Annotated in this window: 20 protein-coding genes; 8 read left to right on the top strand and 12 right to left on the bottom strand. The window is 42.7% G+C overall.

Annotated elements, in window-relative coordinates; translation table 11 throughout:
* Positions 1–84: 84 nt before the first annotated feature.
* Positions 85–1,023 carry a flagellar protein MotY gene (locus AYW75_RS08260; protein WP_231886167.1) on the bottom strand — a complete coding sequence of 313 codons (939 nt, stop codon included), beginning with the start codon at positions 1,021–1,023 and terminating at the stop codon, positions 85–87.
* A 68-nt stretch (positions 1,024–1,091) separates the two neighbouring features.
* On the opposite strand from AYW75_RS08260, the gene rnt reads away from it, so the two are divergent.
* The 4 genes from rnt to AYW75_RS08240 all read left to right on the top strand — a co-directional run bounded on the left by rnt (position 1,092) and on the right by AYW75_RS08240 (position 6,207).
* On the top strand, positions 1,092–1,760 hold the full coding sequence (gene rnt, locus AYW75_RS08255) for a ribonuclease T (RefSeq protein ID WP_067098127.1): 669 nt from the start codon (positions 1,092–1,094) through the stop codon (positions 1,758–1,760).
* 148 nt (positions 1,761–1,908) lie between these two features.
* Complete coding sequence (locus tag AYW75_RS08250) at positions 1,909–2,289, top strand: YbaN family protein (RefSeq protein ID WP_067098124.1); 381 nt, start codon at positions 1,909–1,911, stop codon at positions 2,287–2,289.
* Between the two features lie 150 nt (positions 2,290–2,439).
* Complete coding sequence (locus tag AYW75_RS08245; protein ID WP_067098121.1) at positions 2,440–5,802, top strand: DUF748 domain-containing protein; 3,363 nt, start codon at positions 2,440–2,442, stop codon at positions 5,800–5,802.
* Positions 5,803–5,943: 141 nt separating this feature from the next.
* Complete coding sequence (locus AYW75_RS08240) at positions 5,944–6,207, top strand: YdcH family protein (protein ID WP_067098118.1); 264 nt, start codon at positions 5,944–5,946, stop codon at positions 6,205–6,207.
* 57 nt (positions 6,208–6,264) lie between these two features.
* On the opposite strand, the gene AYW75_RS08235 is transcribed toward AYW75_RS08240, so the two are convergent.
* The 6 genes from AYW75_RS08235 to arfB all read right to left on the bottom strand — a co-directional run bounded on the left by AYW75_RS08235 (position 6,265) and on the right by arfB (position 13,339).
* Entirely contained in the window at positions 6,265–7,932 is a 1,668-nt protein-coding gene (locus AYW75_RS08235) for an amino acid ABC transporter ATP-binding/permease protein (protein WP_067098115.1), read from the bottom strand.
* Positions 7,919–9,616, bottom strand: a complete 1,698-nt coding sequence (gene cydD / locus AYW75_RS08230) for a thiol reductant ABC exporter subunit CydD (protein ID WP_067098112.1) — start codon at positions 9,614–9,616, stop codon at positions 7,919–7,921. The genes AYW75_RS08235 and cydD overlap by 14 nt, the downstream gene beginning before the upstream one ends.
* A 43-nt stretch (positions 9,617–9,659) precedes the next feature.
* Positions 9,660–9,776 carry a cytochrome bd-I oxidase subunit CydX gene (gene cydX / locus AYW75_RS08225; protein WP_067098109.1) on the bottom strand — a complete coding sequence of 39 codons (117 nt, stop codon included), beginning with the start codon at positions 9,774–9,776 and terminating at the stop codon, positions 9,660–9,662.
* Positions 9,777–9,822: 46 nt separating this feature from the next.
* A complete protein-coding gene (cydB, locus tag AYW75_RS08220; protein WP_067098106.1) occupies positions 9,823–10,959 on the bottom strand; it encodes a cytochrome d ubiquinol oxidase subunit II in 1,137 nt (378 codons plus the stop codon).
* Position 10,960: 1 nt separating this feature from the next.
* Positions 10,961–12,538 (bottom strand): cytochrome ubiquinol oxidase subunit I, encoded by a 1,578-nt coding sequence (locus tag AYW75_RS08215; RefSeq protein WP_067098103.1) that lies wholly within the window; start codon positions 12,536–12,538, stop codon positions 10,961–10,963.
* Between the two features lie 384 nt (positions 12,539–12,922).
* Positions 12,923–13,339, bottom strand: a complete 417-nt coding sequence (gene arfB / locus AYW75_RS08210; protein ID WP_067098100.1) for an alternative ribosome rescue aminoacyl-tRNA hydrolase ArfB — start codon at positions 13,337–13,339, stop codon at positions 12,923–12,925.
* 128 nt (positions 13,340–13,467) lie between these two features.
* Between arfB and hisA the strand changes: the two genes are divergently transcribed.
* Both hisA and AYW75_RS08200 read left to right on the top strand, forming a co-directional pair.
* Positions 13,468–14,232 (top strand): phosphoribosylformimino-5-aminoimidazole carboxamide ribotide isomerase, encoded by a 765-nt coding sequence (hisA, locus tag AYW75_RS08205; RefSeq protein ID WP_067098097.1) that lies wholly within the window; start codon positions 13,468–13,470, stop codon positions 14,230–14,232.
* A gap of 138 nt (positions 14,233–14,370) precedes the next feature.
* A complete protein-coding gene (locus tag AYW75_RS08200; RefSeq protein ID WP_067098094.1) occupies positions 14,371–15,117 on the top strand; it encodes a hypothetical protein in 747 nt (248 codons plus the stop codon).
* A gap of 33 nt (positions 15,118–15,150) precedes the next feature.
* Here AYW75_RS08200 and AYW75_RS08195 read toward each other — a convergent pair whose 3' ends face one another.
* On the bottom strand, positions 15,151–16,794 hold the full coding sequence (locus tag AYW75_RS08195; RefSeq protein WP_067098091.1) for a diacylglycerol kinase family protein: 1,644 nt from the start codon (positions 16,792–16,794) through the stop codon (positions 15,151–15,153).
* A gap of 328 nt (positions 16,795–17,122) precedes the next feature.
* Between AYW75_RS08195 and rsgA the strand changes: the two genes are divergently transcribed.
* On the top strand, positions 17,123–18,088 hold the full coding sequence (rsgA, locus tag AYW75_RS08190; protein ID WP_067098088.1) for a GTPase RsgA: 966 nt from the start codon (positions 17,123–17,125) through the stop codon (positions 18,086–18,088).
* A 73-nt stretch (positions 18,089–18,161) separates the two neighbouring features.
* On the opposite strand, the gene AYW75_RS08185 is transcribed toward rsgA, so the two are convergent.
* Complete coding sequence (locus tag AYW75_RS08185) at positions 18,162–19,538, bottom strand: peptidoglycan DD-metalloendopeptidase family protein (RefSeq protein ID WP_067098085.1); 1,377 nt, start codon at positions 19,536–19,538, stop codon at positions 18,162–18,164.
* A gap of 388 nt (positions 19,539–19,926) precedes the next feature.
* On the opposite strand from AYW75_RS08185, the gene AYW75_RS08180 reads away from it, so the two are divergent.
* Complete coding sequence (locus AYW75_RS08180) at positions 19,927–20,715, top strand: formate dehydrogenase accessory sulfurtransferase FdhD (RefSeq protein ID WP_067098082.1); 789 nt, start codon at positions 19,927–19,929, stop codon at positions 20,713–20,715.
* A 62-nt stretch (positions 20,716–20,777) separates the two neighbouring features.
* Here the strand turns inward: AYW75_RS08180 and AYW75_RS08175 are convergent, their stop codons facing one another.
* The 3 genes from AYW75_RS08175 to AYW75_RS08165 form a co-directional block, all read right to left on the bottom strand.
* Entirely contained in the window at positions 20,778–22,346 is a 1,569-nt protein-coding gene (locus AYW75_RS08175) for a sensor domain-containing diguanylate cyclase (RefSeq protein ID WP_067098079.1), read from the bottom strand.
* 156 nt (positions 22,347–22,502) lie between these two features.
* Positions 22,503–23,636, bottom strand: coding sequence for a cell division protein ZapE (zapE, locus tag AYW75_RS08170; protein WP_067098076.1), 1,134 nt, complete (start codon positions 23,634–23,636; stop codon positions 22,503–22,505).
* A 41-nt stretch (positions 23,637–23,677) separates the two neighbouring features.
* Entirely contained in the window at positions 23,678–24,718 is a 1,041-nt protein-coding gene (locus AYW75_RS08165; RefSeq protein ID WP_067098073.1) for a protein-glutamate methylesterase/protein-glutamine glutaminase, read from the bottom strand.
* Positions 24,719–24,723 lie beyond the last annotated feature (5 nt).

The following is a 24,723-nucleotide window of genomic DNA, read 5'->3' as shown; positions in this document are numbered from 1 at the left end:
AGGCGGTAAGTGTAAAATTTCGCCCCCTGCATAGCAAGAGGCGTTCCCGAAAATAGAAAGGATTGTTGCGCTAAGCCCTAGTCTTTAAGGGCTTGGTTCTGATAGTGACTGCGCATTATTGCTTGAACGTTCTAAACGAATGGTTACACGACGGTTTCGCTCACGTCCATCGTTCTTACGATTATCCGCAGCGGGATAACGCTCGCCATGATAACGGGACACAATTTTTTCAGGTGCAATGCCTTTCTTGAGCAAATACTCCGTCACTCTTTCTGCACGCTCTTTAGACAATTCACGGTTATCACGGCGCGAACCAATAATATCGGTATGACCGTCTATGTAGATGTATTCTATAGTGGGATCTGCATCGACATACAACGCAACTAAATCCAAACGACGCTTAATTCGATCCGTCAACTCTACGCCGTTTGTGGGGAATAACGCGGCAGTTCGTGCAATCTGTTCAAAATTAACTGGCAATAAGCTGGCAGTACAGCGACGAAATTCATCGTAGGCAGGGTTAAAATTAATGTTACTTAATGCAACTTCGACGCTTTCACGACCATTCTCCCACGCTGAACCCGTAACAACAGGGTGGCGACCTCGATCAAGAGACGTCAGCATTTGCTCGGCGACTTTGCCACCCACTTCAACGGTCAAGCCATAGCCTGGATATGGCATGATCTCCAGCGTCTCTGGTGATATGCCCGGTATCCAGCTTGGCGCTTGAGAAATAATATACACTTGCCCTGGCCCAATCTTTTCATTATGCGGATGCAAAACAAATTTCATCGGTTCGCCAGCTTCTTTTATAAACTCACCAATGCCAAAGTGCGGAATAGGATGTGCCAAAGTACATTCAAAGATATCACCGGACAGGGACCACCTTGACTCGCCGATGTCAGATTCGTATCGAGTCAACGCATGACTGTTCATTGCGGCTAAAAGACTGGCCGATAAAAGCATGGTTTTGATTAAAGGTTTCACTATCACGGTTAAGAGTTCTCGTTCTAGACTTAGCATGTATGTTATCATCTTCCGCCAACTACTCATTAATTTTCTGAGCATACGGCAGAATTAAGGATTCTCTTTTGTCTAATCACGAAATCAAAGATCGATTCCGCGGCTTCCTACCTATTGTTATCGACGTCGAAACGGCTGGCTTTAATGCAAAAACAGATGCACTTCTAGAAATGGCTGCCAGCATCCTAAGAATGGATGAGAATGGCGAGCTTTATATCTACGAAACCATGTCATTTCACATTAAACCATTCGAAGGTGCGAACCTTGAAAAAGAAGCTTTAGAGTTTACTGGCATCGATCCATTTGCGCCTGATCGTGAGGATCTTCCTGAAAAAGAAGCACTAAGCCAAATGTTCTCTAACGTTCGTAAAGAGCTAAAATCCACAGGCTGTAAACGTGCGATTCTAGTGGGTCATAATTCTGCTTTTGACCAAGGATTCTTAAACGCTGCAATTGAACGTAACGAAGTTAAACGCAATCCATTCCATCCTTTCTCAAGCTTTGATACAGCGTCTCTTTCTGGTTTGGCTTTCGGGCAAACGGTTTTAGCGAAAGCATGCCAAGTAGCAGGCATTGATTTCAGTAACGCCGAAGCGCACTCTGCGGCCTATGACACAGAAAAAACAGCTGAGCTTTTTTGTGAAATCGTCAATCGCTGGAAACGTTTAGGCGGCTGGAGCCTGGTAGCCGATAATGAAGGTGATACGATGGAATCATTATTCGGTGCAGCTAACTAGTTACCCGACAGAATAGAGATAGCAAAAGAGTTAATGTTTTGGCCTACAAGCCTTTATTCAAACTCAGCCTTGATTATAAACGCTGTGCAGAGCAGTATTGTTTAAACCAGTTGGTGCAGAGCCATCTACATTAAGATAGAACCTTCGTATGACGGGTAAGCGAATTGCATTATTAACCTTTGGATGGGTCTCACTTGTTACGGGCATTATTGGAATTTTTTTACCCTTACTTCCGACAACACCTCTAGTGCTTCTTGCTGCATGGTGCTTTTCTAAGTCATCCGAGCGCTTCCACACATGGCTACTTAGTCATAAATACTTTGGTCCGATTGTATCCGATTGGCAATCAGACCAAGGCATTCCTAAAAAAGCTCGCAATCGCGCCCTCATTTTCATGTGGGCAGGCATGGCTTTATCGATGTTTATTGTATGGCGTTTCTGGGCTACCGTTGGTTTATGCATAATAGGTTTAGCTGTCAGTGTTCACCTGCTACGCATGCCATTACGCAAAGAAACGCCCCCGCAGTGACGCCAAACTGACTGTAAATGTTAGACTATCTAAATATTGTTCAAAAAATCACCATTACTTACTACATGTTTGGCTTACGATCGAATAGACAAGCCAGTAGAATCGTTTGAGTAGGTTCATCCTACACAAGTCAATCAGTAAGGAGTACGCATGACTAACTTGTTTATCTCGATGAAACCATGGCAGAAGAAGACCTTAATCATCTCAGCGTCTACTTTGGTTATCATGTGTACCATTTGGACTTTGATTCCATCGATCACTAAATGGGCTGCTAACAAATACCTATCCGAATATGAAGGCAAGTTAACTGCGACTGAAATCAATCCTGACCTTTTCCCTATTGGGCTGTCTCTTAAAGATGTTGCGATTACGGTAAAAGAGCAACAAACCTTATCTCTGAATGAGTTAAGCATTGGCTTAGATTTTTGGCCACTGTTTACTGGCGCTTTCGATGTAAACCATATAATCATTGATGGTTTTTCGATGGACGCAGACCAGAATGAAAGCGGCTGGGTTATAGCTGGCATTCCAATTGCTAAGAACGATAAAGATACACAAACAGAAGAACCAAAGAATAGCGAAGCCCCTCAAGATAATCCTATTGCACCTACATTTTTTATCCATAACGTATCCATCAATAACACCTCTGTTCGCCTAAATACTTTGGCAGGTGATGATCAACTTGCTATTACCAGCCTTAATATTAGTGAGGTGTCACACGATACGTTTAATTGGCGCGGTGTATTTGATTTAGAGGCAAAAATAAATGATGGTACAGCCAAAATTGAAGGCGACATTACGGCTAATAAAGAACAATTAAATGCCAGCATCGATATTGGTAACATTCAGTTATCCAGTTCCGATATCAATCACTTTTTACCACAAAATATTGGGTATTATTCCGTTTCTGAGGTCAGTTTAGAAGGTCAGACAACGGCTACTTATCATTTCAATAATTCACCAAAACTCTCATTCAGCTCCCCACTAATCACACTAGACTCTCAGGCATTTAGTTTTTCTGACCAAGATAAAAAGGCTGCATGGCAAACACTTGAAACAGAAATATCAGACGTATCAATTGATATGAACAGCGCCTCAGAGATCAACCTTAATGCAAATACTGGGTTGAAGTTTACGGGGTTAGAGCTTTCCTATGGTGACCAATCTTTGCAGGCAGATAATTTAGCCTTTTCAAACAATTTAGAGGCATCTAAAAAAGGCGACTCATTAGAAATCAAAAAAGGTGATTCAAAACTAACGCTTACAAAAGCTTCAGCAAAAAGTGGTGGCAATCAAATCAATCTGGCTGAAGCATCTGCCAGTATTTCAAGCTTACTTGCGAAACTGTCTGTACCTGAAGCAACAGGGGATATCTCTGGAACAATTGATATCAGTACAAACAACCTTTCTGGGCAATTATCAGACAACAGCGAAGCGGATTTAGAGGCATTTAAAATGTCAGCGCCTGTTAACGTCAATTTAACCAAAAGCAGCAAAACAGCTGTACTAAAAACTTTTGACCTGTCCTTAGATAACGCCTCATTCGAGAAAAATGACTTAAATGCTCAACTGGCATCTTTTGGTGCTCAATTGGCAAACATAGCTTTAAAGCAATCCGACAATGGCATTAGTGTAAACAGTAACCGCTCTGATCTTGCCTTTAAGCAGGCCAATTTAACAAGCAAGGACATCACTGGCTCGCTAGACTTACTCGCCATTAACTTGAGCAAAACCTCGGTTCAACAATCTGACGAAAGCTTAAAAGTAGTCAGTGACACTGCTGTCACTTCACAGTCACTAAACACAACGCTTCGCAACTTACCTAATACGCAACCTGAAACGACTCTTAAATACGACACCTTTGACTTTAAAAACCAAGTTTCTTGGCAGCAATCTAGCGATAAAAGTGCCCTAAATGCTAAACAGAACGCACTGAATATAGACAATGTTTCAGTGGACCAAAATGACACAATGACAAGCCTACTAGACACTATAAAAATTAAAAATGATGCCGTAACTGTGACGTTAAATCAGAACCAAATGACAGACCTAAAGGCCGACAATAGCGAAATCGCCTTAGGCAAGCTAAGCGCCAAGCTTCCTGACGGCGGCACTTTACTTAGCTGGAAAGACTTTCAAGTTAGCAGTTCTCAAGCAAGTTTTAACAAGAATGGAGCAGTTGCTTCGCTCGAGTCAATCAGCATCAAAAATCTCATTGCATCCGAGCCAAAGCTGGAGTCAGGCTTGCCCCCCCTTGGCAAGTTTGAAAAACTGCTTGTTAGCAATGTGGATTTACGAACGCAAGGCGTTCTGATCGACAGCGTAAAAATTGACAAACTCATTACTGGCATTGCTCTTACAGAGTCACGCAATGTAGCAAATTTGATACTACCAAACTCGGTGAAATCAGCCAAAGAGGACACTGAAAAGAACAACAACCCTGTTGAAGACAAAGCGACAAGTGGCCAAAAGAGCATTGAAAACAAGGAACCATTTTACGCAGTTATAAACACCGCTGAGGTATCAACTGACTCACAGTTTAGCTTTTCTGATCAAGGCATTACGCCAACGCTGAGCCGAGTTTTAGATATTGAGCAGCTAACCGTTACAAATTTCAATACTCGCTCGCAAGGTGAAAAAGCACATATTCTCCTGAAAGCTAAAAATGGCAACTATGCAACGATAGAAAGCGATATATCCATTGTGCCAACAGCTGACCGCCTCACAATGACGGCCAAAGCTAAAATACGAGAAGTTGAGCTCCCGCCTATCTCCCCTTATGTTTCAAACGCATTAGGCTATAGAATTAATTCAGGTCAATTAAATATGGACCTTGATTTAAAATCGACTGAAGGTGAGCTGGATGGCAATACGCACATTGTGCTTCGCCAATTCGACTTAGGCGGTGAAAAAAGCAGCAACACAGTACTAAAAGTAGGTGTCATTCCATTGAACCTAGCCGTCGATACCTTAAAGAATCGTGACGACAACATTATTTTAGACTTACCTATGAGTGGTGATATTGCTAATCCAACTTTCCAATGGCAAAACTTTTTCCTTTTGCCTATTCGCCAAGGGCTCTTTAAAGCATCTAGCTCCTATTTAATACAGACTTTCGTTCCTTATGCCAACGTCATTTCCTTTGTACAATTTGCTGGCGAGCAAGCTCTAAAACTGCGTGTTGAACCCTTAACATTTGACTATGGCAGCAGTGACATCAACTCGTCGCAAGAGTCATTTTTGGATCAACTCGTTAAATTAATGAAAGATCGAGATAATGCGGAGTTAAGAGCTTGTGGTTTTGGTGTACCAAAAGACTTAGACGAAGAAACACCGCCAAAGAATTTATCTGGCGATGATCAGCAGGCGCTGTTACAACTTGCGAACCAACGAGCAGAGAGTCTAAAAGCCTATTTAGTAGAAGCCGATATCAAGTCATCTCGAATTTTCCTTTGCTCGCCGAGCATTGATTCGAGCAGAAAAGAACAGCCTCGAGTTGAGCTCAATTTTTAGTGAACAATAAGCAAGCTCTGTACAAATTTGTACAGAGCACGATAATAACAAGCAACTATAAAAGAACTGATTAAAATCAATTTACCTTGTGGCCAAGAAGCGTAGTCTAAAGTCAAAGAGAACAAACAAGGAGACTTACAAATGCCAATTGAAAACCACAGCTTAGTAAATGAGTTACCAGAATTTAAGGAACAGATCCACGAGCTAAAAATGAATGATGCGCACTTTCGTCGTTTGTTTGAGGAATACCATTTCTTAACTCATGAGATCGAAAATATTGAAAAGGAAATTGTGCTAGCTAGCACATTGGAAGAAGAAGAGTTTAAGAAGCGTCGCCTTCTCCTGAAAGATACTTTAGCTGACATGCTGCGTAAGGCGAAAGCTGAGCAAAAAACTGAAGCCTAATACTCAATAGGTTTACATCGATTTAAAAGGCCTGTTATTAGCAGGCCTTCTTGTTGATTACAACGCAACAAGGGCTGAATGACGATCCAACGGTGAATCAATATGACTGACGTATATTAAAAACTGAGGTTTGTATAACGGTCTCTCTAACGCTTTACAGACTCGGTCAACACTATCACTGTCTAACCCATCAAAGGGTTCATCTAAAATTAGGGTGGGCGCCTTCCTAAGTAGAATTCTCGCTAAACATAAACGTCGTGCTTGCCCTCCTGAAATATCCCTTCCTTGTCCACCCAGTAATGTATCCAACCCACTAGGTAAAGCGTCTACCCACGTTTTCAAGCCTAACAGCTGTAGTACGTCGAACAATTCTGTCTCTGTCGCATCAGGCTTACCTAATAACAAATTAGAGCGTAGACTCTGCTGAAAAATAACAGACTGTTGGGATAGATAAGACACCTTTTCACGCCAACATGAGTTGTCGTATACCGAAACAGGCGCACTATTAAGCCTCACCTCACCGCGGTAACCTAAATCACCAGCCAAAGCCGCTAATGTCGTACTTTTACCAGCACCACTGGCGCCAACGATTTTAATCTGTTCATTGCTGCTTATCGTAAAATTCACGCTTGGCAAGGCTGAAGATACAACATCATTATGGCTACCTGCAAAGTTTCGAACATTCAATGACTTGATAGAAGGCAATGACTTAGACTTATCCGCTGTTTCCAATACACTGCGCTGTAATTGATTTAAGCGCTTCAGACCGACTTTAGATTGGCCTTGGGCAAGAAATGCACTGGCAATAGGTTGCATCAGCTCATTTACTCCCAATGTCGCCAATACTAAGGCAACCAACCAAGTCGCTGATATAGTCGGCTCAATAGCAAGACTTTCATTTTCAACGCTAAGGCATAGAGCAAACATAACGCCAACCAACAACAATGTCATCGTATGTCCAAGCAGCTTAACAAGGGAAGTTACACGTTGTAGCTGAGCTTGAAGCTTGCGCTGTTTTTCATCCAGTTGTGTTAATCGCTCACTGTAATGCTGCCAATGCCCACGTATAGTCAACGTAATCAACGCAGAAAACACTGACATAAAACGACTTCGACGGTGTACTGATAAAGCCTGCATGCTATAAACTGAGGACATGGCTAATTGCTTTGCAAGCCAAGGTAGGCAAAGCAATTGCATAATGCTGTAGGTGATTATCGGCCACACGAGGGAAGCCTCAACCCACACGCCTAAAGTCAGTAATGCAATGCAGCCCAATAACCCATAAACCCACGGCATGACCACAGCAAGTGGCCACTTTATAATCTGATCTAGGTCGCCAACTAAGCGCTGAAGCAAGTCTCCTTTAGTTTGGCGATGAACCTGATTAAGCGGTGTATTAACACGCTGATCCCAAATCCATAATCGCAAACTACGTAGTAAGCCTAATAAATGATCGTGAGAGAACACCTGCTCACCGTATCTTCCAGCAGTTCGCAGAATAGCCATCAGGCGCACTAAGGCACCAGGTGTGAAGTAATTAAACGTGAATGCGGTACCCATTGCACTGGCGAGCCCAGCCGCTGATAAGAACCAACCAGAAATACCTAACAATGCTACTGCAGCCAAACTGCCGACAATACCGATCAGCAATGCCACCAATAAACCAAAAGGATTATCCAGTAATAAAGACTTAAACGTAAGTGATTGGGGATTATGCTTCGACATACACTCCATCCTCCTTCATCAACCATTTTTGGTCTGCCCAAATAACAGGGTGTGTATCGTGACTAATAATCAAAACGGTTTTCCCTGAACTGACTTCGTCCAATGTATTAAGCACTTGCCCTGCAGTTTCTGAATCCAATCCAGAACATGGCTCATCGAGCAGCCACACATCGGCTTGACTAAGTAGAGCCCGTGCAATGGATAAGCGCTGCATTTGCCCACCAGAAAGTCCTGTGCCTGCTTCATTAATTGGCGTATCCCAACCAAAACGCAAACCATCGACAAAGTCCCAGCACTGTGCTTTGATTAGTGTATTACGCAGCTCAGCATCATCACACTTCCCTAAGCCTAGTTCTAGGTTCTGACGGATCGTACCTTGTATCCATTCAGGCGTTTGCGGCAACCACGCTAAGCGGCGTCGCCATTCATTAAGCATTGATGCGTTAAACGGCTGGCCTTGAATCAAAAGTTGCCCATTAAATTGTTGATCAAAACCTAACAGAATAGACATTAGACTGGATTTTCCTGCGCCCGACTCGCCCCTTAACCACACTCTTTCACCTTGCGCAATGGAAGCCGATAAATCAGTCAGTCGCATGCGCCCAGCGGTTGACCAACTGATGTCTTCAAATTGAATCAGCGGGCTATTTTCCTGCTTTAGAGGTGCGGTGGAAGAAAATGTAGTTTTAAGGTCAGATGGCTCAACAGCAAAGACTTGTTGCAGATTGGTCGCTGCGGCTTCTGCTTTTTGCTTAGCATGATAGTCACTGCCTAACTGACGTAGTGGTAAATAGAATTCTGGCGCAAGCAGCAACAGATAAAAGGCGGTAAATAAACTCACGGGCGCAATGCCAATTTGCCAAGGCAATTGCTCTAATAACCCTAAGCCTAAATACAGGGCTACCATGGCAATGGCCACTGACGAAAACAACTCCAGCGTCCCCGTTGAAAGGAAAGCTAAGCGCAAAACGCCCATGGTTGTTTTTTGGTACTCACTCGCGGTCAAAGACAAACGCTCACGAGCAAGATCGGTTTGACCTAAACGCTTAAGCTCAGCCATCCCTTGGTTTAAATCCATGAACTGATTCGACAATAGTGATAGTACTTTAAACTGCTTACGATTCGCGTTGGCGGCTTTATGTCCAACCAACACCATAAAAAAAACGACCAGCGGTGCGGTCAAAGCAAAAATGAAAAAGGCGATCAAAGAAACAGGAATGACAGCAATTAAAATCGTCAATGGTATAAAAAGCACCAGAAAAACTTGTGGTACATAACGACTGAAATAATCGTCAAGTGCATCAATCTGCTCATATACCCTAGTAGAAAGGCCTGCATCTTCATCAATCTGCAAACGATTTGGACCAAGATGCGTAAGATGTTCCACTACACGTTTTCGTAAGGAAAAACGAATGGTTCGGCTTGCGGTTGCACAAATTTGCTCGCGCACATACTGCATAACCGTTTTGAAAAGAAAGGCGGCGCCTGCTAGTAAAGCAGCATTGAGGGGAAAACTCCCCTCAAGCACCAGTTCAGCGAATACCTTTGCCAGTCCTAAGGCTTGTATAACAACGGAAAAAGCAATTAAGACACCCAACCATTTAACTATTTGAAAGCGCTTTCTTTGCTGCTGTTGCAGATCAAATAGAAATTGCTGCTCCGATGACTTAACGCGTTTTCGCATGTTGAAACCTTACTAAAAGGCAATGTACCCTTTTTCTTTAAAATTATTGTGAGTCTTCAGGAGACTCGCCATCGTAACCAGAAAATTCTAACCACACCGCATTAATGATGCCGAATGAACATGCTAATAGCACACCTAAAACCCATGCAAAATACCACATAATAACTCCTTCATAGTGGGGCAAGTTGCCCTACCCCACTTTAATCTTAGTAAAGTGAATGCGAGTTTTTAGCGATGTGCTCTTTAGTCAATCGACCAAACATCACAAAGTAACTCCAAACAGTGTAGGACAATACAATCGGTACAAAAATACACGCCACGACAAACATGATCATCAGTGTCGTTTCACTTGATGTCGCATCCCACATAGTCAAACTCATACTAGGGAACGTCGAAGACGGCATTAAGAACGGGAACATTGAACCACCCGCTGTCATAATAATGCCAGCGATACCCAGTGAAGACAGAAGGAAAGCTAAACCTCCACGTCCAACAGCACTCATTAAACCAGCTAAAAGCATCCCAACAATTCCCACAACTGGAGCGAGTATTAAGGCTGGAAATAGGCTGTAATTAGCAAGCCATGCACCAGCTTGTACTTCAGCTGTTTTCATTAAAGGCGTCATCACTGAGTTACCATCGAACTCACTGGTAATGACATAACCGTCAATGCCATATGCTAGCCAAACGCCAGCAAGTGCAAACAAAACAGCCGTTAACACACCAGAAATCATTGTTGCTTTACGCACCTTGGCAAATAAACTGCCGTCGGTCTTAAGAAGTAGCCAAGCACCACCTTGAGTCACTAGCATTAGTAAACTTACTAGGCCGCAAAGGATGGCAAATGGGTTAAGCAATGCAAAAAAAGACCCTGTGTAAGAGACACGTAGATATTCATCAAACTGAAATGGTACACCTTGCAGCAAGTTACCAAACGCCACGCCAAAGATGATCGGCGGCACAGCAGAACCAAAGCCAATTCCCCAGTCCCAATTTTGACGCCACTTAGTTCCTTCTAGCTTAGATCGGTAATCATACCCGATCGGACGAAAGAACAGCGCTGCCAGAGTCAAGATCATGGCCATGTAGAAACCTGAAAACGATGTGGCATAAACCACAGGCCAAGCTGCGAATAACGCACCACCCGCTGTGATAAACCACACTTGGTTACCATCCCAATGAGGCGCAATGGAGTTAATCATAATACGACGTTCAGAATCGTCTTTGGTAATGACATTCAACAAACTACCAACGCCCATGTCGAAACCATCAGTAATCGCAAAGCCTATTAGCAATACACCAACCAACACCCACCAGATGACTTTTAAAAATTCGTAATCCATCTTACACCTCCCGCGCTTTAAGCTGGTCTGTTTCTTTTTCTAGCGCATAACGGCCAGTATGTAGACTCGATGGACCCTGCTTCGCAAAACGAATCATTAGATACATCTCAGCGATCAAGAACACCGTATAAAGTGCTGTCATCAATCCCATTGAGAGCCATATTTGACCCGTTGTAAGGTCAGATACCGCCACATGAACAGGAAGAATTTCGCCAATCGCCCATGGCTGACGACCATACTCTGCAACAAACCAGCCTGTCTCCACGCCAATCCAAGGCAGTGGTAACGACAGCATAACCAGCTTTAAGAAGGTACGACTCTGACCGATGCGACGACGAGCATTTTGATAAAACGCTACCGCAAACACCAAAAGCATCAACACGCCCGATGCCACCATTAGTCGGAATGCGAAAAACAAAGGCGCCACTTTCGGGATGGAATAGTCAACCGCCATTTGCAGCTGCTCTTCGGTAACATTATTAATGTCGTCCGCAAAAGCGGTCACGAGCAACCCATAGCCAAGGTCATCTTTAACTTTATCAAAATTTTCTTTTACTAAAGGATCTTCGTTTCCTTGTCGCAATTGCGCCAATAATTGATTAGCGTATATACCATTGATGATACGCTGACGGTGATACTCTTTGAGCTCTTTTAGACCAATGACTTCTTCGTCTAAAGATCGCGTAGCAATCAAGCCCATGAGACCTGGAATCCGAAGTGCATATTCAGTGACTTCAAGTTCTTGGTTAGGAAAACCAATAACAGTGAATGGGGCTGGCGCTTCATGTGTTTCCCACTCTGCTTCAACCGCAGCCAGTTTCACACGTTGAACCTCACCCAACTCGTAACCTGATTCATCACCTAATAGAATAACGCTCAAGGTTGCAGCTAGGCCAAATGCCGATGCAATCGCAAAAGAACGACGAGCAAACGCTAGATCACGGTTTTTAAGTAGATAATAGCTAGATATAACCAACACGAAGATCGCACCGGTTACGTAGCCCGCAGAAACAGTGTGTACGAATTTTACTTGAGCGACGGGATTCATCAGTAACGCGCCAAAATCTACCAGCTCCATACGCATAGTCTGGTAATTGAACTCTGACCCGACTGGATTTTGCATCCAACCGTTGGCAATCAAAATCCACAGCGCAGATAAGTTTGAACCTAGGGCTACCAGCCAAGTCACCATCAAGTGCTTCACTTTGCTTAAGCGGTCCCAACCGAAGAAAAACAATCCAACTAAGGTAGATTCTAGGAAAAAGGCCATTAAACCTTCTATCGCTAATGGCGCACCAAAGATATCACCTACATAGTGCGAGAAATATGACCAGTTAGTCCCGAATTGAAACTCCATAGTCAAACCGGTCGTCACACCAAGAGCGAAGTTGATACCAAACAACTTTCCCCAAAAGCGCACCATATCTTTATAAATCTGTTTGCCAGTAATGACATAAACAGATTCCATAATAGCGAGTATGAAAGAAAGGCCGAGGGTCAGAGGTACAAACAAAAAGTGGTACATAGCCGTTAGCGCAAACTGTAATCGCGAGAGCTCTACAACTGCTTCATTAATCATGATCTTAACCCATGTCTAACGTAATAGAACGGCGGCTTTTTTCCTAGGCACTGTCCGTGCTCTTATTTGTTCGGTCGCCAACAAATGCCAATCATTCACAATATGTATGGTTGGCATACACGTGAATTATCGATTAGCGCTGCTTATGGGTCATTGCGATAGATCAATAAATGATACTAATAGCTTCACTCACATTAAACTTACACAATCCTTACTTTAATCAAAGATTGCTTATCGCCTTTCAACACAAAGCTGTATAACGCCCACAATGCATCGCACTTGCATATTAGATTATCTTTATACACTAGAGTCAATGCAAAAAGTAATAAGCTTATTCTATTTAGGAATTTAAGGCATTTTATATAACCTACGACAATTAATACGTTAATCCCACTTCTGCTGACGCTGGTTTTTGAGCTGTCCTCGCTGCTTTTTGCCATCAATGCGTTTGCGCTGTGAACTTCTAGTAGGCTTAGTTGGACGACGCACTTTAGCGGGCGTCTTAACTTGATTGATTAATTCTAATAAGCGTGCCAAAGCATCTTCACGGTTAGCTTCTTGTGTTCGAAATTGCTGAGCTTTAATCACTAGAACGCCATCTTTGGAAATCCGGCTGTCTTTCATTGCCAATAAGGGCTCTTTAATACGGTCGGGCAAAGATGAATTGACAATATCAAAGCGTAAATGAATAGCACTGGATACCTTATTAACGTTCTGGCCTCCTGCTCCTTGTGCTCGAATGGCGCTCATTTCTATTTCATGATCCGGAATTTCAATCGTATTGGATATTGTGATAGGCATACATAAACTCGTGCAGGTTATTCGTACGAATCAATTGTAACAGGACATCTCGATTGCATATTGCTACTTCGCATCTTTTGACAAGTTCGTTACAATCAGCCCCCTTTTGATTAAAACTGGAGTCATAAGTGACACTATTCCGTCCGTGTATCGACCTACACCAAGGCAAAGTGAAACAAATTGTAGGCGGTAGCTTGAATGATACTGGCGCTAAAGAGAACTTCATTAGCGAATACGATGCCGCGTATTACGCTAATCTTTATCGTGAACACCAAATTAAAGGTGGTCATGTGATTGCGCTGGGTAAAGACAAACTGAATAAGTTAGAAGCATTAAGCGCATTACGTGCCTACCCTAATGGCTTACAGTATGGCGGCGGTGTCACTGTACGAAACGCAGCAGAGTATCTTAAAGCAGGTGCATCTCATGTGATCGTGACATCTTACCTATTTGAAGATGGTGAGTTCTCATGGGATCGTTTAGATCAAGTCAAACGAGAAACAGGGACTGAACGCTTGGTTCTAGACTTAAGTTGTCGTCGTGTTGACAACAGCTGGTTTATCGCCACGGATCGCTGGCAGACCGTTACCTCAACTGAAGTGAACCTTGAAAATCTTGTTGAATTAGCCAATCACTGCGACGAATTCCTCATTCATGCAGCTGATGTTGAAGGGCTTCAAGCTGGTATTGACGAAGATCTCGTCACACTACTCGGTCAAGGATGCCCAATTGACGTCACCTACGCTGGTGGCGCACGCTCTCTTGAAGATCTCAAACGTGTGCATGAATTATCAAAGGGTGAAGTCGACCTCACGATTGGCAGTGCACTGGATATATTCGGCGGAAAAGGCATTACACTTAACGATTGTATTCAGTGGAATTCGCAACAATAAACCATCTCTAAAAAAGTCGAGGGATCTTTACGCATCCCTCGGCTCGTTAGGCGTCTCGTCACTCGACATCACTCCCCCATTGCCGCATACTTGCTAAGTATAACTATCCCCATTTCACCACTAGGAATCATTTCGACCATGAGGATCTTACGCACAGGTTTTGTTCTTCTTCCGATCTTATTGGCAGCATGTTCATTGCCAACAAAACCCACCTCCTCTGCCTCAGCTCCTAGCGAACCCGATACAATTAACAGTTCGCAAAATTCTAACGATGCAGAAGATGTAAACGAGCCGGTTGTTACCAAAAAGCTTGAAACACCCCAATTATCAAAAGAGGAATTGCTGGCAAAGTATAAGTCATTACAGACATTAGCCATGCAGAATATTCACGAGCTAGAAACGCGCATTGGCCGTCCATTGGATGAGACAAGCCTTTCTATTCCATCAACAGACGATATAGCCATGCTAAAAAGCAAAATTGCTGAGTTATCGTCTTACACAAACGACCTAACTAGCAAGATCATCGAACTTGATAAACGTGTTGAAAAGCGCCGTGAACTTCCAAACAAAGGCGATTTACTGCAAGTACAATTGTCTAATCTTGAAGTGACAGAATCCACATCATTCAGTGCCCAGCCTCTTGTTGGAAACTGGGTTCGCGGAGAATCACGAGTTGTTCGTTTGAAAGAAGATTTTCTAGTTGAAAACTCCATATCTGAACCTTTAAATTTAATCTTTACAGAAACCTACCAAATTATTATTAACAATAAATTGATCGGTACTTTTGGCCCAAATCGCAGTAAATATGAGCTAGAGTTCGATGCGCCAACTGTTGACGATAATGGTCAAATAATTGGCAGCCTTAAGATTCGCATTCCACAATAACAAAAGTAGAAGACCGTTATATTAAGCGGTCTTCTACTTTTTCCTAATGTTATTTAGCTTTATAGGAACCATCACAGACAATGATTTTGGAATCATTTCTATGCGAAGTTCATCTGCCTCTCTATTCTCACCGTCTAACACATATGAAATCGTTTCATCGGACGTTAGCAACACCCGACAAGCCGTATCATGATAAATACCTTCATAATCATGATCTTCCAGCCTATTAGTCAACCCATGTCCCACAAGCTCTATTAAGTTCAGTATCTGTGCTCTATCTGGCGATAGCCAAGTTAAATCCATGACACCATCCGTAGTATCAGGTGCCCCACGACCTTGTGCTAGTAAAGTTGTAACCGGTGCTGCATTGGCAATAGTTAAGCTTGGCGTATTTATGGTAATGACAGGATGATCATCCAACTGTAACTGATATTTTGTACTCTTATTGTCTCCGACGGCTTCAGACAAACCTTGCAAGTAGGCAAGCTGACCACTGGCATTCTTTTTCTCGCGATCCGCTTTTTCAATCATTTGTTGCTCGAAACCAACACCACAAAGCATGAGCATCACCTCATCGTTACAAAGAGCTGTATCGATTCGGCTTTCAACACCTTCAATTAGCGCCAAGCAAGCTGTGTTAATTGGGTTTAGTTTAACGCCAATGCCACATAGAGCATAGCTAAGCGCATTGGCTGTTCCTAGTGGAATGATCCCCAATTTAACATGAGTATTCACCAACTCTTGTGCGACTTCGGCAACAGTTCCATCACCACCACATGCGATCACAACATCGGAGTTATTCTGCAATGCTTTTCGGGCCCAATAACCACCGTTATGCTCTTTCGATGTGGTTCTGATTGTTAAATCATAATAGGGTGAGAGAAGCTCTAGAATTTGGGCTTTACTCTCCTTCCATTGACACGTACCAGCCACAGGATTGGCGATTAACCAAGCACTATTGCGAACCACAAGCTGCTTTTGATGGTGCATTTTAGTAATCACATGTAGCTGACGCTTATTCAAATGGGCACTTTGACGTTTGATTTTCACTAGCTTAATGATCGCAGCTGGAGTTTTATCAGGATGTTGACTTAATAAATAAGCCGCTAACATGAAAACTGAACGACCTCGACCTAATGCACAGTGCACAACCACACTTTTGCCATCTTTTCGATGAGTTTTGATCCAATTAAGCGCCCGCTTAACTTGAGTCTCAGTTGGCACCGAGTGATCCAGAATAGGCACATTTAGGTAATCAATGTCCTCCCCTAACAAAGTCCAATTTAATGAATTAAACTCCGCGGTCACATCAAGTACTGCACAAATGTCATTACTCTTTAAAAAATGGATATCGGAAGGAAACAAGCGACGGGCAAGAAAAAGACCAGGTTCAATTTCTTGAATAGCTGGCACTTTATCATGGCTTCGGGCAACCGCATTGTATATCTGAGTTGTCCATAAAAAAGGCCATAAGATCCAACGAACGGCTAACGGTATAGTACCATCAGCACGTTTGCGAAAAATAGTTGGCTTATTCAAAACATACGCTAAGCTAACGACAAAAAACGACAATGCAGCCCACACCCAGGCACTGCGAAAATACAAATCAGCTGTCGTAGCACTTAATACGACGAAAATGAGCGCTATTAACAAATAGAAATTGGTTTGTAACAACATACTTTTTCTCCCTACCCTCACTACGTGAAAGTTTGTTTATCGCGCTTCTTACGAGGTCCTTTTGATACATTAACGGTTAGACATTAATAGGTAAATCTATGCAGAAAATATGCCCACTTTTATCCTTGATATTGCACACTTAGAAAGCGTTAAAACACTAAAAATACATTTGTGCTGATCAAACACTGTGCTAATCTCGAGTTAATTGGCTGTCCATTATTGTATGACCTTTAATTATAGCCAATAGCTCATGGGAAAAGCGGCTTTATGCATCTAGTTGCTTTTCTTAATTTAGTTCGTTGGTGCTTGTGCGCCTGGAGTTATCTTAATGGATGCGTCGATCTCAATGTTTGATCTAGGATGGCAAACCTACTTCCAACAGCAATTGTCATTGGATGACCTTGAAACACACAACATTGCACGTGTTTGCCAAGCTGAACCTTCACAATATAAGTTACTGTCCGAACACGGACTGCTTACCTTGACAAAGCAGTCATACCAACCAGAAATGACCATTGGCGACTGGGTTGTTGTAAACAAGGAAAATGAATTTGTTCGCAAACTTGATCGCAGTGCTCTATTTAACCAAGGTGAACGTTTAATCGCTTCTAACGTAGACACCGTACTGATCGTCAGTGCGTTAGATGATACGTTTAATTTGGATTTAATTAAGCGCTATTACGACTTAGTTCATGATGCCGAAGCTGATGCCATTGTGGTACTTACCAAAGCTGATTTGTGTGACACTGTTGATGAAAAGCGCGACTTGGTTCAACGCTTGAACCCTTTGCTAATGATAGAAACTGTCAATACAAAGTCAGATGAGCCCTTAGAAGCACTGAAAGGCTTCTTTAAGCAAGGGAGAACGGTTGCGATTTTAGGTGCTCCTGGTGCCGGTAAATCACGTCTAGTGCGTAGCCTCATTGATGTCAATGATCCTCAGACTCAATTTTCAGAGCCTCAAGAGTCGCTTTTCAGACTGCCAAATGGTGCGGTTTTACTTGACTCCCCGGCACTTCGTGAACTGCAAGCAAATGAAGCCATGAGTGCAGAATCAGATTTTGAACTAGTAGCAAAGATCGCAGAAAAATGCCGCTTTAATGATTGCACTCATATGAATGAGCCAGGCTGTGCTGTACTGCAAGCAGTCGAACAAGGTAACTTAGAAGAGTTTCGTGTAAAGGCCTATAAGCGCGCTACGTTTTCATATACAGATGACGTAACGACTAAACAGAAAACTCAGCGTCACGCTCACTCTGATGCCCGAGCTAGGAAACATAGCTTAGCGGACTAAAATAAAACAAGGTATTCTTATCAAAAAAAACCGGCTTTTAACGAAGCCGGTTTTTTTTGATTCTGCGACATCACTACAAAAGATCTTTTGCGTCCATCATCTCAGTCCAAGCAGCGATCGCTTTATTGAATTCCGCTCGCTCATTTTTTGGAATGGCTTGCATCGTTGGAATTTTAGCCCGCATTGGATTAACTGGGCGCTTATTTACATGCAGTTCATAATGCAAGTGTGGTCCAGTAACTCGCCCTGTAGAACCTGATAAAGCGATAACCTGCCCGCGTTTAACGCGCTGTCCTTTACGCACTAAAATCTTACTCAAATGTAAAAAACGCGTGCTGTATTTTCCGATATTGTCTATATCGATATAGCGGCCCGCATAACGATGATTTGCTGTTCGAGTAACAATACCATCACCAGTCGCTAACACCTTAGTGCCACTTGGGGTGGCCAAGTCGGTTCCATTATGAGGCGATGCACGACCAGTTACTGGGTGCTTACGGTTTGGGTTGAAGCCAGAACTGATCCGATACTTCACCGACGTAGGCCAACGACGTAATGCTGACGTTAAACTGTTGCCATCTTCATCATAAAAACGTCCATCAGAGCTGTTTAAGAAGGCTTGATAATATTGACCACGCACTTTGATGCGAACGGCTTCAACCTGCTCACTACCAACTTCTTCTCCATCAACATCACCTTGTTTCAACACCACATCAAACGGATCACCTGCACGAATATCTCGACGAAAATCTAAGCGATTTTTGAGCAAATCACTGATTGTCATAATGTTGGCATCAGATAGACCTGCACGTTTAGCAGACACATAAAACGTGCCTTCAACATTGCCATGCTTAGTGAATTGACTCCAAGTAATAGGCTTACGCTCTTCCTTGTAAACAAAGCCACCATTTTCATGCTTTACATAAGCAATGGTTCGACTCGGGTCGATACGACGGGAGATTCGAACCAGCTCATCTTGATCATTGGTTTGAAAACGCAAGCGATCTCCCACTTGAAGAGGCTCTAACACCAAATATTCTTGGTCTGCTTCTAAAACATCGTACAATGTTCCAATGGGAAAACCATAGCGCTGGAAAATGCCTTCAAGCGTATCACCAGACTTGATTATATGTTCAACAAGGCGAGGCTTAGGAAGTGACTGAGTCACTTGATCTACAACGGACTGATCTTCATTCTGTCGCACACCGATAGACTCAGGCGGAGCCAAAGAATCCAAAGATGGCGGTGGAGGCGCATTAGGCGTTTGAGTTTTTATTGGCGCTAATGCAATCCGGCTATTAGGTAATGCATCATAATTTTCAGCACGCTGATCATCTTCAACTGCGGAGTCATAAATCATTAAGAATAATACAAAAACTGATACCAATATCAGCGCCCATAAACGAGGGCCACTTGGTAGCCAGCGGGGTTTCCTTTTCGGTTGAACCATAGAGAGTAAACTTCTTTCCGTGGCAGCTCTCTGCTGCCGTCTTAAGAGATATAACGCCTAATAATACAGGCACGATATCAGTAGTTGTTAAAGTGTTGTGACATCTTGCCTGAGTCTCAAAAAAAATGACAGCCTCAAATATCATACAATGTTACGAAAACCCTTCTATTACAGTATCTTGATATAAAGAAGTTTATTAAATGCCCAATACTCTTTTATTTCGATCTTCGCCTCAAATAGATAAAGCACAGCTAAAAAGCCACAATTCAAGCCTTTCATTTATGCTACAAAAGATATTTAACTGTCTGAAACAGACATGTCATAACCTGTCTATTTACGTTAAATTGAGCATAGGTTGTTTCCATCGGTTTAAGGCACTGAAGATAATATGAACAATAACGGTACACAGAAACTACATTACGCAAATGAATCAGGCCAACATCAAATAGATTTAGTTGAAGAAGTACCGATTGCCATCAGCGTCAATGACCTAAATTATGCCGTCATCTTAATAACGCCTGTCGACATTGAAGCCTTTGTCATTGGTTTTGCGCATTCAGAAGGTTTAATCGAACAGACCAGTGAAGTCTTAGACATCGACATCAAAACAGATAGCGGTGAACAGAAAGGTGTACCGACCCACATAACGGCCAATCTAAAACTGACAGGAAGAGCACAGCACCGCTCATCTAGCATTATGCGTCAACGCAAAGGCTCTAGCGGCTGTGGTTTGTGTGGAATAGAAGCCATTGAGCAAAGTTTTCCTTGCCTCATACCGCTTAGCTCTACACCAACTTTAACGGATGAACAGTGGAGCATTGCAAAGGAAGCGTTTTCTAATCATCAGCTTGTCGGTGGGATTTCAGGTGCCATACACGGAGCTATGCTCATGAACTCACAAGGCGAGTTTTTATGCTTTGCAGAAGATATTGGACGCCACAATGCATTAGATAAGCTCGTAGGCAAAGCTCTCACCGCGTCCATTAAGTTAGAAGGTTGTCACATCTTAATGAGTAGCCGCTGCAGCACTGAATTGATTCTAAAAGCAGTACGCGCACAAGTTGCCAGTCTCGGTCATCTTGCTTCACCCAGCACGCTTGCGGTTGCTCAAGCAAAACAATACGGCTTACATTTAGTACATATTCCTAGACGAGCAACCCCACGCCATTACAATTAAAAAACGCCTTTAGTATGAAAAATAGGACTGGTATGTTTCCAATCGATCAACTACGGAAGCCTTCAAATAAACCTAACACAATTACGCCCAGCATTTTTTGCATCGTACAACGCAGTATCCGCATGCTTGATCGCCATATCAATTTTGGTCGACTCAACATCGCCCTCTACGCAGCCAACACCAATCGAAACCGTAATATTTTTAACCTTTGGCATAACAGTACTGGCAACATGTTCACATAATGATTCAGCGACATTTAAAGCACGTTCAGCCTTTGTATTCGGTAAGAAAATCAGAAACTCTTCACCACCTACTCGACATGCTGTATCGCTGTCTTCAATGAAGTTCTGCATTGTCATAGCAAGCTCTTGGATAACCAAGTCACCTATATCGTGCCCATAACGATCGTTTACTAATTTAAAGTGATCAATATCCAAAGCTAAAACAGAAAATTGCTGATGCTTTGCTTCAAAATCATCTAATAAGCGCTGCATGCCTCGACGATTATAAAGCTGGGTGAGCGGATCGGTATGACTGTCAACATCAAGCTTATGGATTTTATCGTTCAATAAGCCAATAGCATTTAGAACAGCCATTTTCAGCTGTGATGCCTCAAAGTACCAAGACCGAATCGAAACGATCTGTCTTTGCATATCTGCATCATTAACATTTTCAGCACTGTGCGCCAGCTGACGAAGCGGTTTCGATATAAGATAAGCCAGCACCCAAATAACAATCAAAGTCAAAAAAGCAATCGGTAAACTTGCCCACAATACATTCAACATTTGATCATTAAGAGAATGCATGATTTTATCTTTAGGGCGTTGAACGACAATCGCCCAATTTGCCACCGGAACTGAAGCATAGCCAGCAACCATCTCAATTCCTAAAGAGTTTGTGGCTACTTGACTGCCTTCATCGTTCAAAATAGCTTGCTTCACAAGAGGCATTTGCGAAACATTTTCACCGACTCTGTTTGGATCAACATGAAAAAGTAATTCACCAAATTGATCCACTACATAAAGGTACGTTTGATCTGTAAAAAAATGGTCCCTCATTAGACGAGATAATGAGCCATTTTTATTTAGATAGATGGTGCCTGACAAGTAGCCTAAATAATTACCGTGCTCCCCCCATATAGGGTGAGAAATACTTATCAGGGTTTTCCCACTTACAGAATGGAAAGGATTTGTAATAAGTGGCTTTCGCTCATAATAAGACTGGCGTGTATTTTCAGGTAGAACATAACCTTTCTGAAGAATTCCATCAGGATAGCTTGCAACCACTTCCGCTTGATTATTTACGATAATCGCAGAGTTAAACACTTCAGATTGCTCAACAAGCCGATATACTTCCTCTTCAGGTTTACCTGCAAAATAAAAGTCGCCTGCAAGCAACGATGCACTAAAAGCAACCGAGTTCTGGGCAGATGTTAGCAGCATTTCTGCTGACTCTGCGACTTTCTCTGCGTAGCGCTGATTGGCATCTAATGTGCTATTAATCAAGAGGTCACGCTGAACATTGTAGATGGCTTGGAAGCTATTACCAGAAGTGACAATCACACACCCTATTGTCAGTACCAAAATAAGGTGTCGCAAGTCTGTGCGAAAGAAAAACCGAAAAACTTGCATCGAACATTTACCGTTTTTTTATAATGAGATTTTAGAGCAAAAATTAGTTTTGTGAATATAACGTGCTCAACATAGTTACGAGCAGAGCGTTTTCTAATTACGCCATTATAAGTTACAGCTCATCAGAAATTTTCTTATTATAAAATCGCTGAATTTCTAGATCGATAAATCCAAGTAGCCTTTAGTCTGCATCTCGGTCATTCGACTAAATGTACGCTGAAATTCAAATAATAAAACACCATTAGTATACAGTTTATCTAGCGTAACCTCGGCCTGAAAAACCATATTTATACGTTGATCATAACATTCATCAATTAAGCTAATAAAGCGTCTTACTGCATCATCGTTTAAACCATGAACAACCTCTCGATCTCCTGTATGGCCAGATCCCACAGCCCCGTCTTCAGTCCCTCTCGCCTTAATATGTTCATAAGGGCTACTACTAAGTTCGGGAATGCTAGATACATAGATACGTTCATACTGCTGGGCTAAAGTAATGTAGTCATGAGCTGAGCGCGGGCTTTCACATAAGCTATTAAAATCACACCATATAGCGTATGCATTTTTTGCCAGAACAGGAAACTTGCGATGATTAATGGTTACATCACTTTCTTGCCTTTCAGACACCGAGAAGACATCAGATATCAATAAATTAAAACTTTCTTTGTCAGTGAAATAGGTGGCCTGATCAATTGGGAGCCTAAACCTATGATCAACGCTTCCCGTTAAATGAAAACTATGTAAATGTTGATCAAGGGTTTCAATTGCGGGAAAAAATCGATCCTTTTGCAGTTGATTTTGAAACAAATCAATTACCGCAATATTAGACGTCGCCACAAGGCTGCAACCCTCTTTAAAAAGTGCTTGTACAAAGTTCCCCAGTAACATGGCATCAGCAATGTCTGAGACAAAGAACTCATCAAAGCAGATAACTTTAAATTCTTTTGCTACCCGAGCCGCAATCCTATCAAGCGGGTTAGAAACGCCAAAGGTCGTATTAAGCTCACGATGAAGGTCTGTCATAAAATGATGGAAGTGCTGACGCTTTGCCATTCCTTCAGGCAATGACTGAAAAAAAAGATCCATCAGCATTGTTTTACCACGACCGACATCCCCCCAGAGGTAAACACCTAAATGTCCATCCGAGATGCCATCTTTACTGATTAGCTGACACCATAGTGCATCAAGTGCATGTAAAGCATTCGCTTGGGCTGGATCATCTTCGATTTTGTCTTGCGCGAGGAGGTCGAGATACAGAGAGCTGGGGGAAGCAAAAGGTTGATCATTCATAAAGGAATACTTCAATGCTTAAACAGTAACGGTCACGCTGTTTATTTTTTTCTGTTGGAAGTGAGGCTTTCAATTAACGTTTCGCCAATCTTCTCAAGTGGTGCAACCGCATCCGCAGCGCCAAGCTCAATCGCAGCACGAGGCATACCAAACACAACACAGGTACTTTCATCTTGAGCCACTGTATAACCCCCTGCATCATGTATCTTTTTAAGGCCTTTAGCGCCATCTTTCCCCATTCCCGTCAATAACGTTGCCATGGCAAATTTTCCGATTTCAGAGGCAATGGAATCAAATAGAACATCAACAGAGGGTTTATGACCGCTTACTTTCTCTCCGTCGAATACCTCTGTATACAGTTCATTACCTTTGCGTTTCACGCGCATGTGATACCCACCTGGTGCTAAATAAGCGTAACCTGGGCGAACCAACTCTCCACCTTGAGCTTCGATCACAGTAAACTCAGTGCTGCGGGTTAAACGGTCAGCATAAGTGGTGGTAAACCCTGCTGGCATATGCTGAGTCATTACCACCGCAAAATGGCTCGCAGGTAATTGTTGGAGTACATGCGCAATAGCTTCTGTGCCACCTGTCGAGGCGCCAATTGCAATGACCCGATTGGAACGAGTAGCCAATTGAACAGGGGCCTTAGGTGGTTTAGCTGCATGACCAACATGACTCTTTGCAGCCATTTTCACTTTATTAATTACTGTACCTGAGTAACGCTGGAATACCGCAATATCATCCACAATAGGCTTGGCAATATAATCAACCGCGCCCAGCTCAAGCGCTTTCAACGTGATGTCAGCCTTTGAGCGCGTTAATGTTGATATCATAATGACTGGCGTTGGTTTAGCCTTCATTAATACTTCTAAAAAGCGAATACCATCCACATCAGGCATTTCCACATCAAGTGTAATCACGTCGGGCTGTAGCTTATTCACCAATGTCTTTGCTTCAAAAGCATCTGCTGCGGCCCCGACTACTACTATATCAGGATCAGAATTTAAAATTTCCTTTAACAGCCTTCGAATTATGTCCGAATCATCGACTACTAATACTCGAATCGGAAGGTTTTGCATGGATA

Origin of the sequence: Marinomonas atlantica (assembly GCF_001639725.1) — a bacterium.
Classification (GTDB): domain Bacteria; phylum Pseudomonadota; class Gammaproteobacteria; order Pseudomonadales; family Marinomonadaceae; genus Marinomonas; species Marinomonas atlantica.
The sequence above is the reverse complement of the archived record's forward strand: the minus strand, read 5'-3'. Positions and strand labels throughout refer to the sequence as shown.

What these genes read in the sequence shown, in the direction of transcription:
- AYW75_RS08260 (WP_231886167.1), bottom strand. Translation starts at nt 1,023, where the DNA reads ATGCTAAGTCTAGAACGAGAACTCTTAACCGTGATAGTGAAACCTTTA.
- AYW75_RS08250 (WP_067098124.1), top strand. Translation starts at nt 1,909, where the DNA reads ATGACGGGTAAGCGAATTGCATTATTAACCTTTGGATGGGTCTCACTT.
- AYW75_RS08245 (WP_067098121.1), top strand. Translation starts at nt 2,440, where the DNA reads ATGACTAACTTGTTTATCTCGATGAAACCATGGCAGAAGAAGACCTTA.
- AYW75_RS08240 (WP_067098118.1), top strand. Translation starts at nt 5,944, where the DNA reads ATGCCAATTGAAAACCACAGCTTAGTAAATGAGTTACCAGAATTTAAG.
- AYW75_RS08235 (WP_067098115.1), bottom strand. Translation starts at nt 7,932, where the DNA reads ATGTCGAAGCATAATCCCCAATCACTTACGTTTAAGTCTTTATTACTG.
- cydD (WP_067098112.1), bottom strand. Translation starts at nt 9,616, where the DNA reads ATGCGAAAACGCGTTAAGTCATCGGAGCAGCAATTTCTATTTGATCTG.
- cydX (WP_067098109.1), bottom strand. Translation starts at nt 9,776, where the DNA reads ATGTGGTATTTTGCATGGGTTTTAGGTGTGCTATTAGCATGTTCATTC.
- cydB (WP_067098106.1), bottom strand. Translation starts at nt 10,959, where the DNA reads ATGGATTACGAATTTTTAAAAGTCATCTGGTGGGTGTTGGTTGGTGTA.
- AYW75_RS08215 (WP_067098103.1), bottom strand. Translation starts at nt 12,538, where the DNA reads ATGATTAATGAAGCAGTTGTAGAGCTCTCGCGATTACAGTTTGCGCTA.
- arfB (WP_067098100.1), bottom strand. Translation starts at nt 13,339, where the DNA reads ATGCCTATCACAATATCCAATACGATTGAAATTCCGGATCATGAAATA.
- AYW75_RS08200 (WP_067098094.1), top strand. Translation starts at nt 14,371, where the DNA reads ATGAGGATCTTACGCACAGGTTTTGTTCTTCTTCCGATCTTATTGGCA.
- AYW75_RS08195 (WP_067098091.1), bottom strand. Translation starts at nt 16,794, where the DNA reads ATGTTGTTACAAACCAATTTCTATTTGTTAATAGCGCTCATTTTCGTC.
- rsgA (WP_067098088.1), top strand. Translation starts at nt 17,123, where the DNA reads ATGGATGCGTCGATCTCAATGTTTGATCTAGGATGGCAAACCTACTTC.
- AYW75_RS08185 (WP_067098085.1), bottom strand. Translation starts at nt 19,538, where the DNA reads ATGGTTCAACCGAAAAGGAAACCCCGCTGGCTACCAAGTGGCCCTCGT.
- AYW75_RS08180 (WP_067098082.1), top strand. Translation starts at nt 19,927, where the DNA reads ATGAACAATAACGGTACACAGAAACTACATTACGCAAATGAATCAGGC.
- AYW75_RS08175 (WP_067098079.1), bottom strand. Translation starts at nt 22,346, where the DNA reads ATGCAAGTTTTTCGGTTTTTCTTTCGCACAGACTTGCGACACCTTATT.
- zapE (WP_067098076.1), bottom strand. Translation starts at nt 23,636, where the DNA reads ATGAATGATCAACCTTTTGCTTCCCCCAGCTCTCTGTATCTCGACCTC.
- AYW75_RS08165 (WP_067098073.1), bottom strand. Translation starts at nt 24,718, where the DNA reads ATGCAAAACCTTCCGATTCGAGTATTAGTAGTCGATGATTCGGACATA.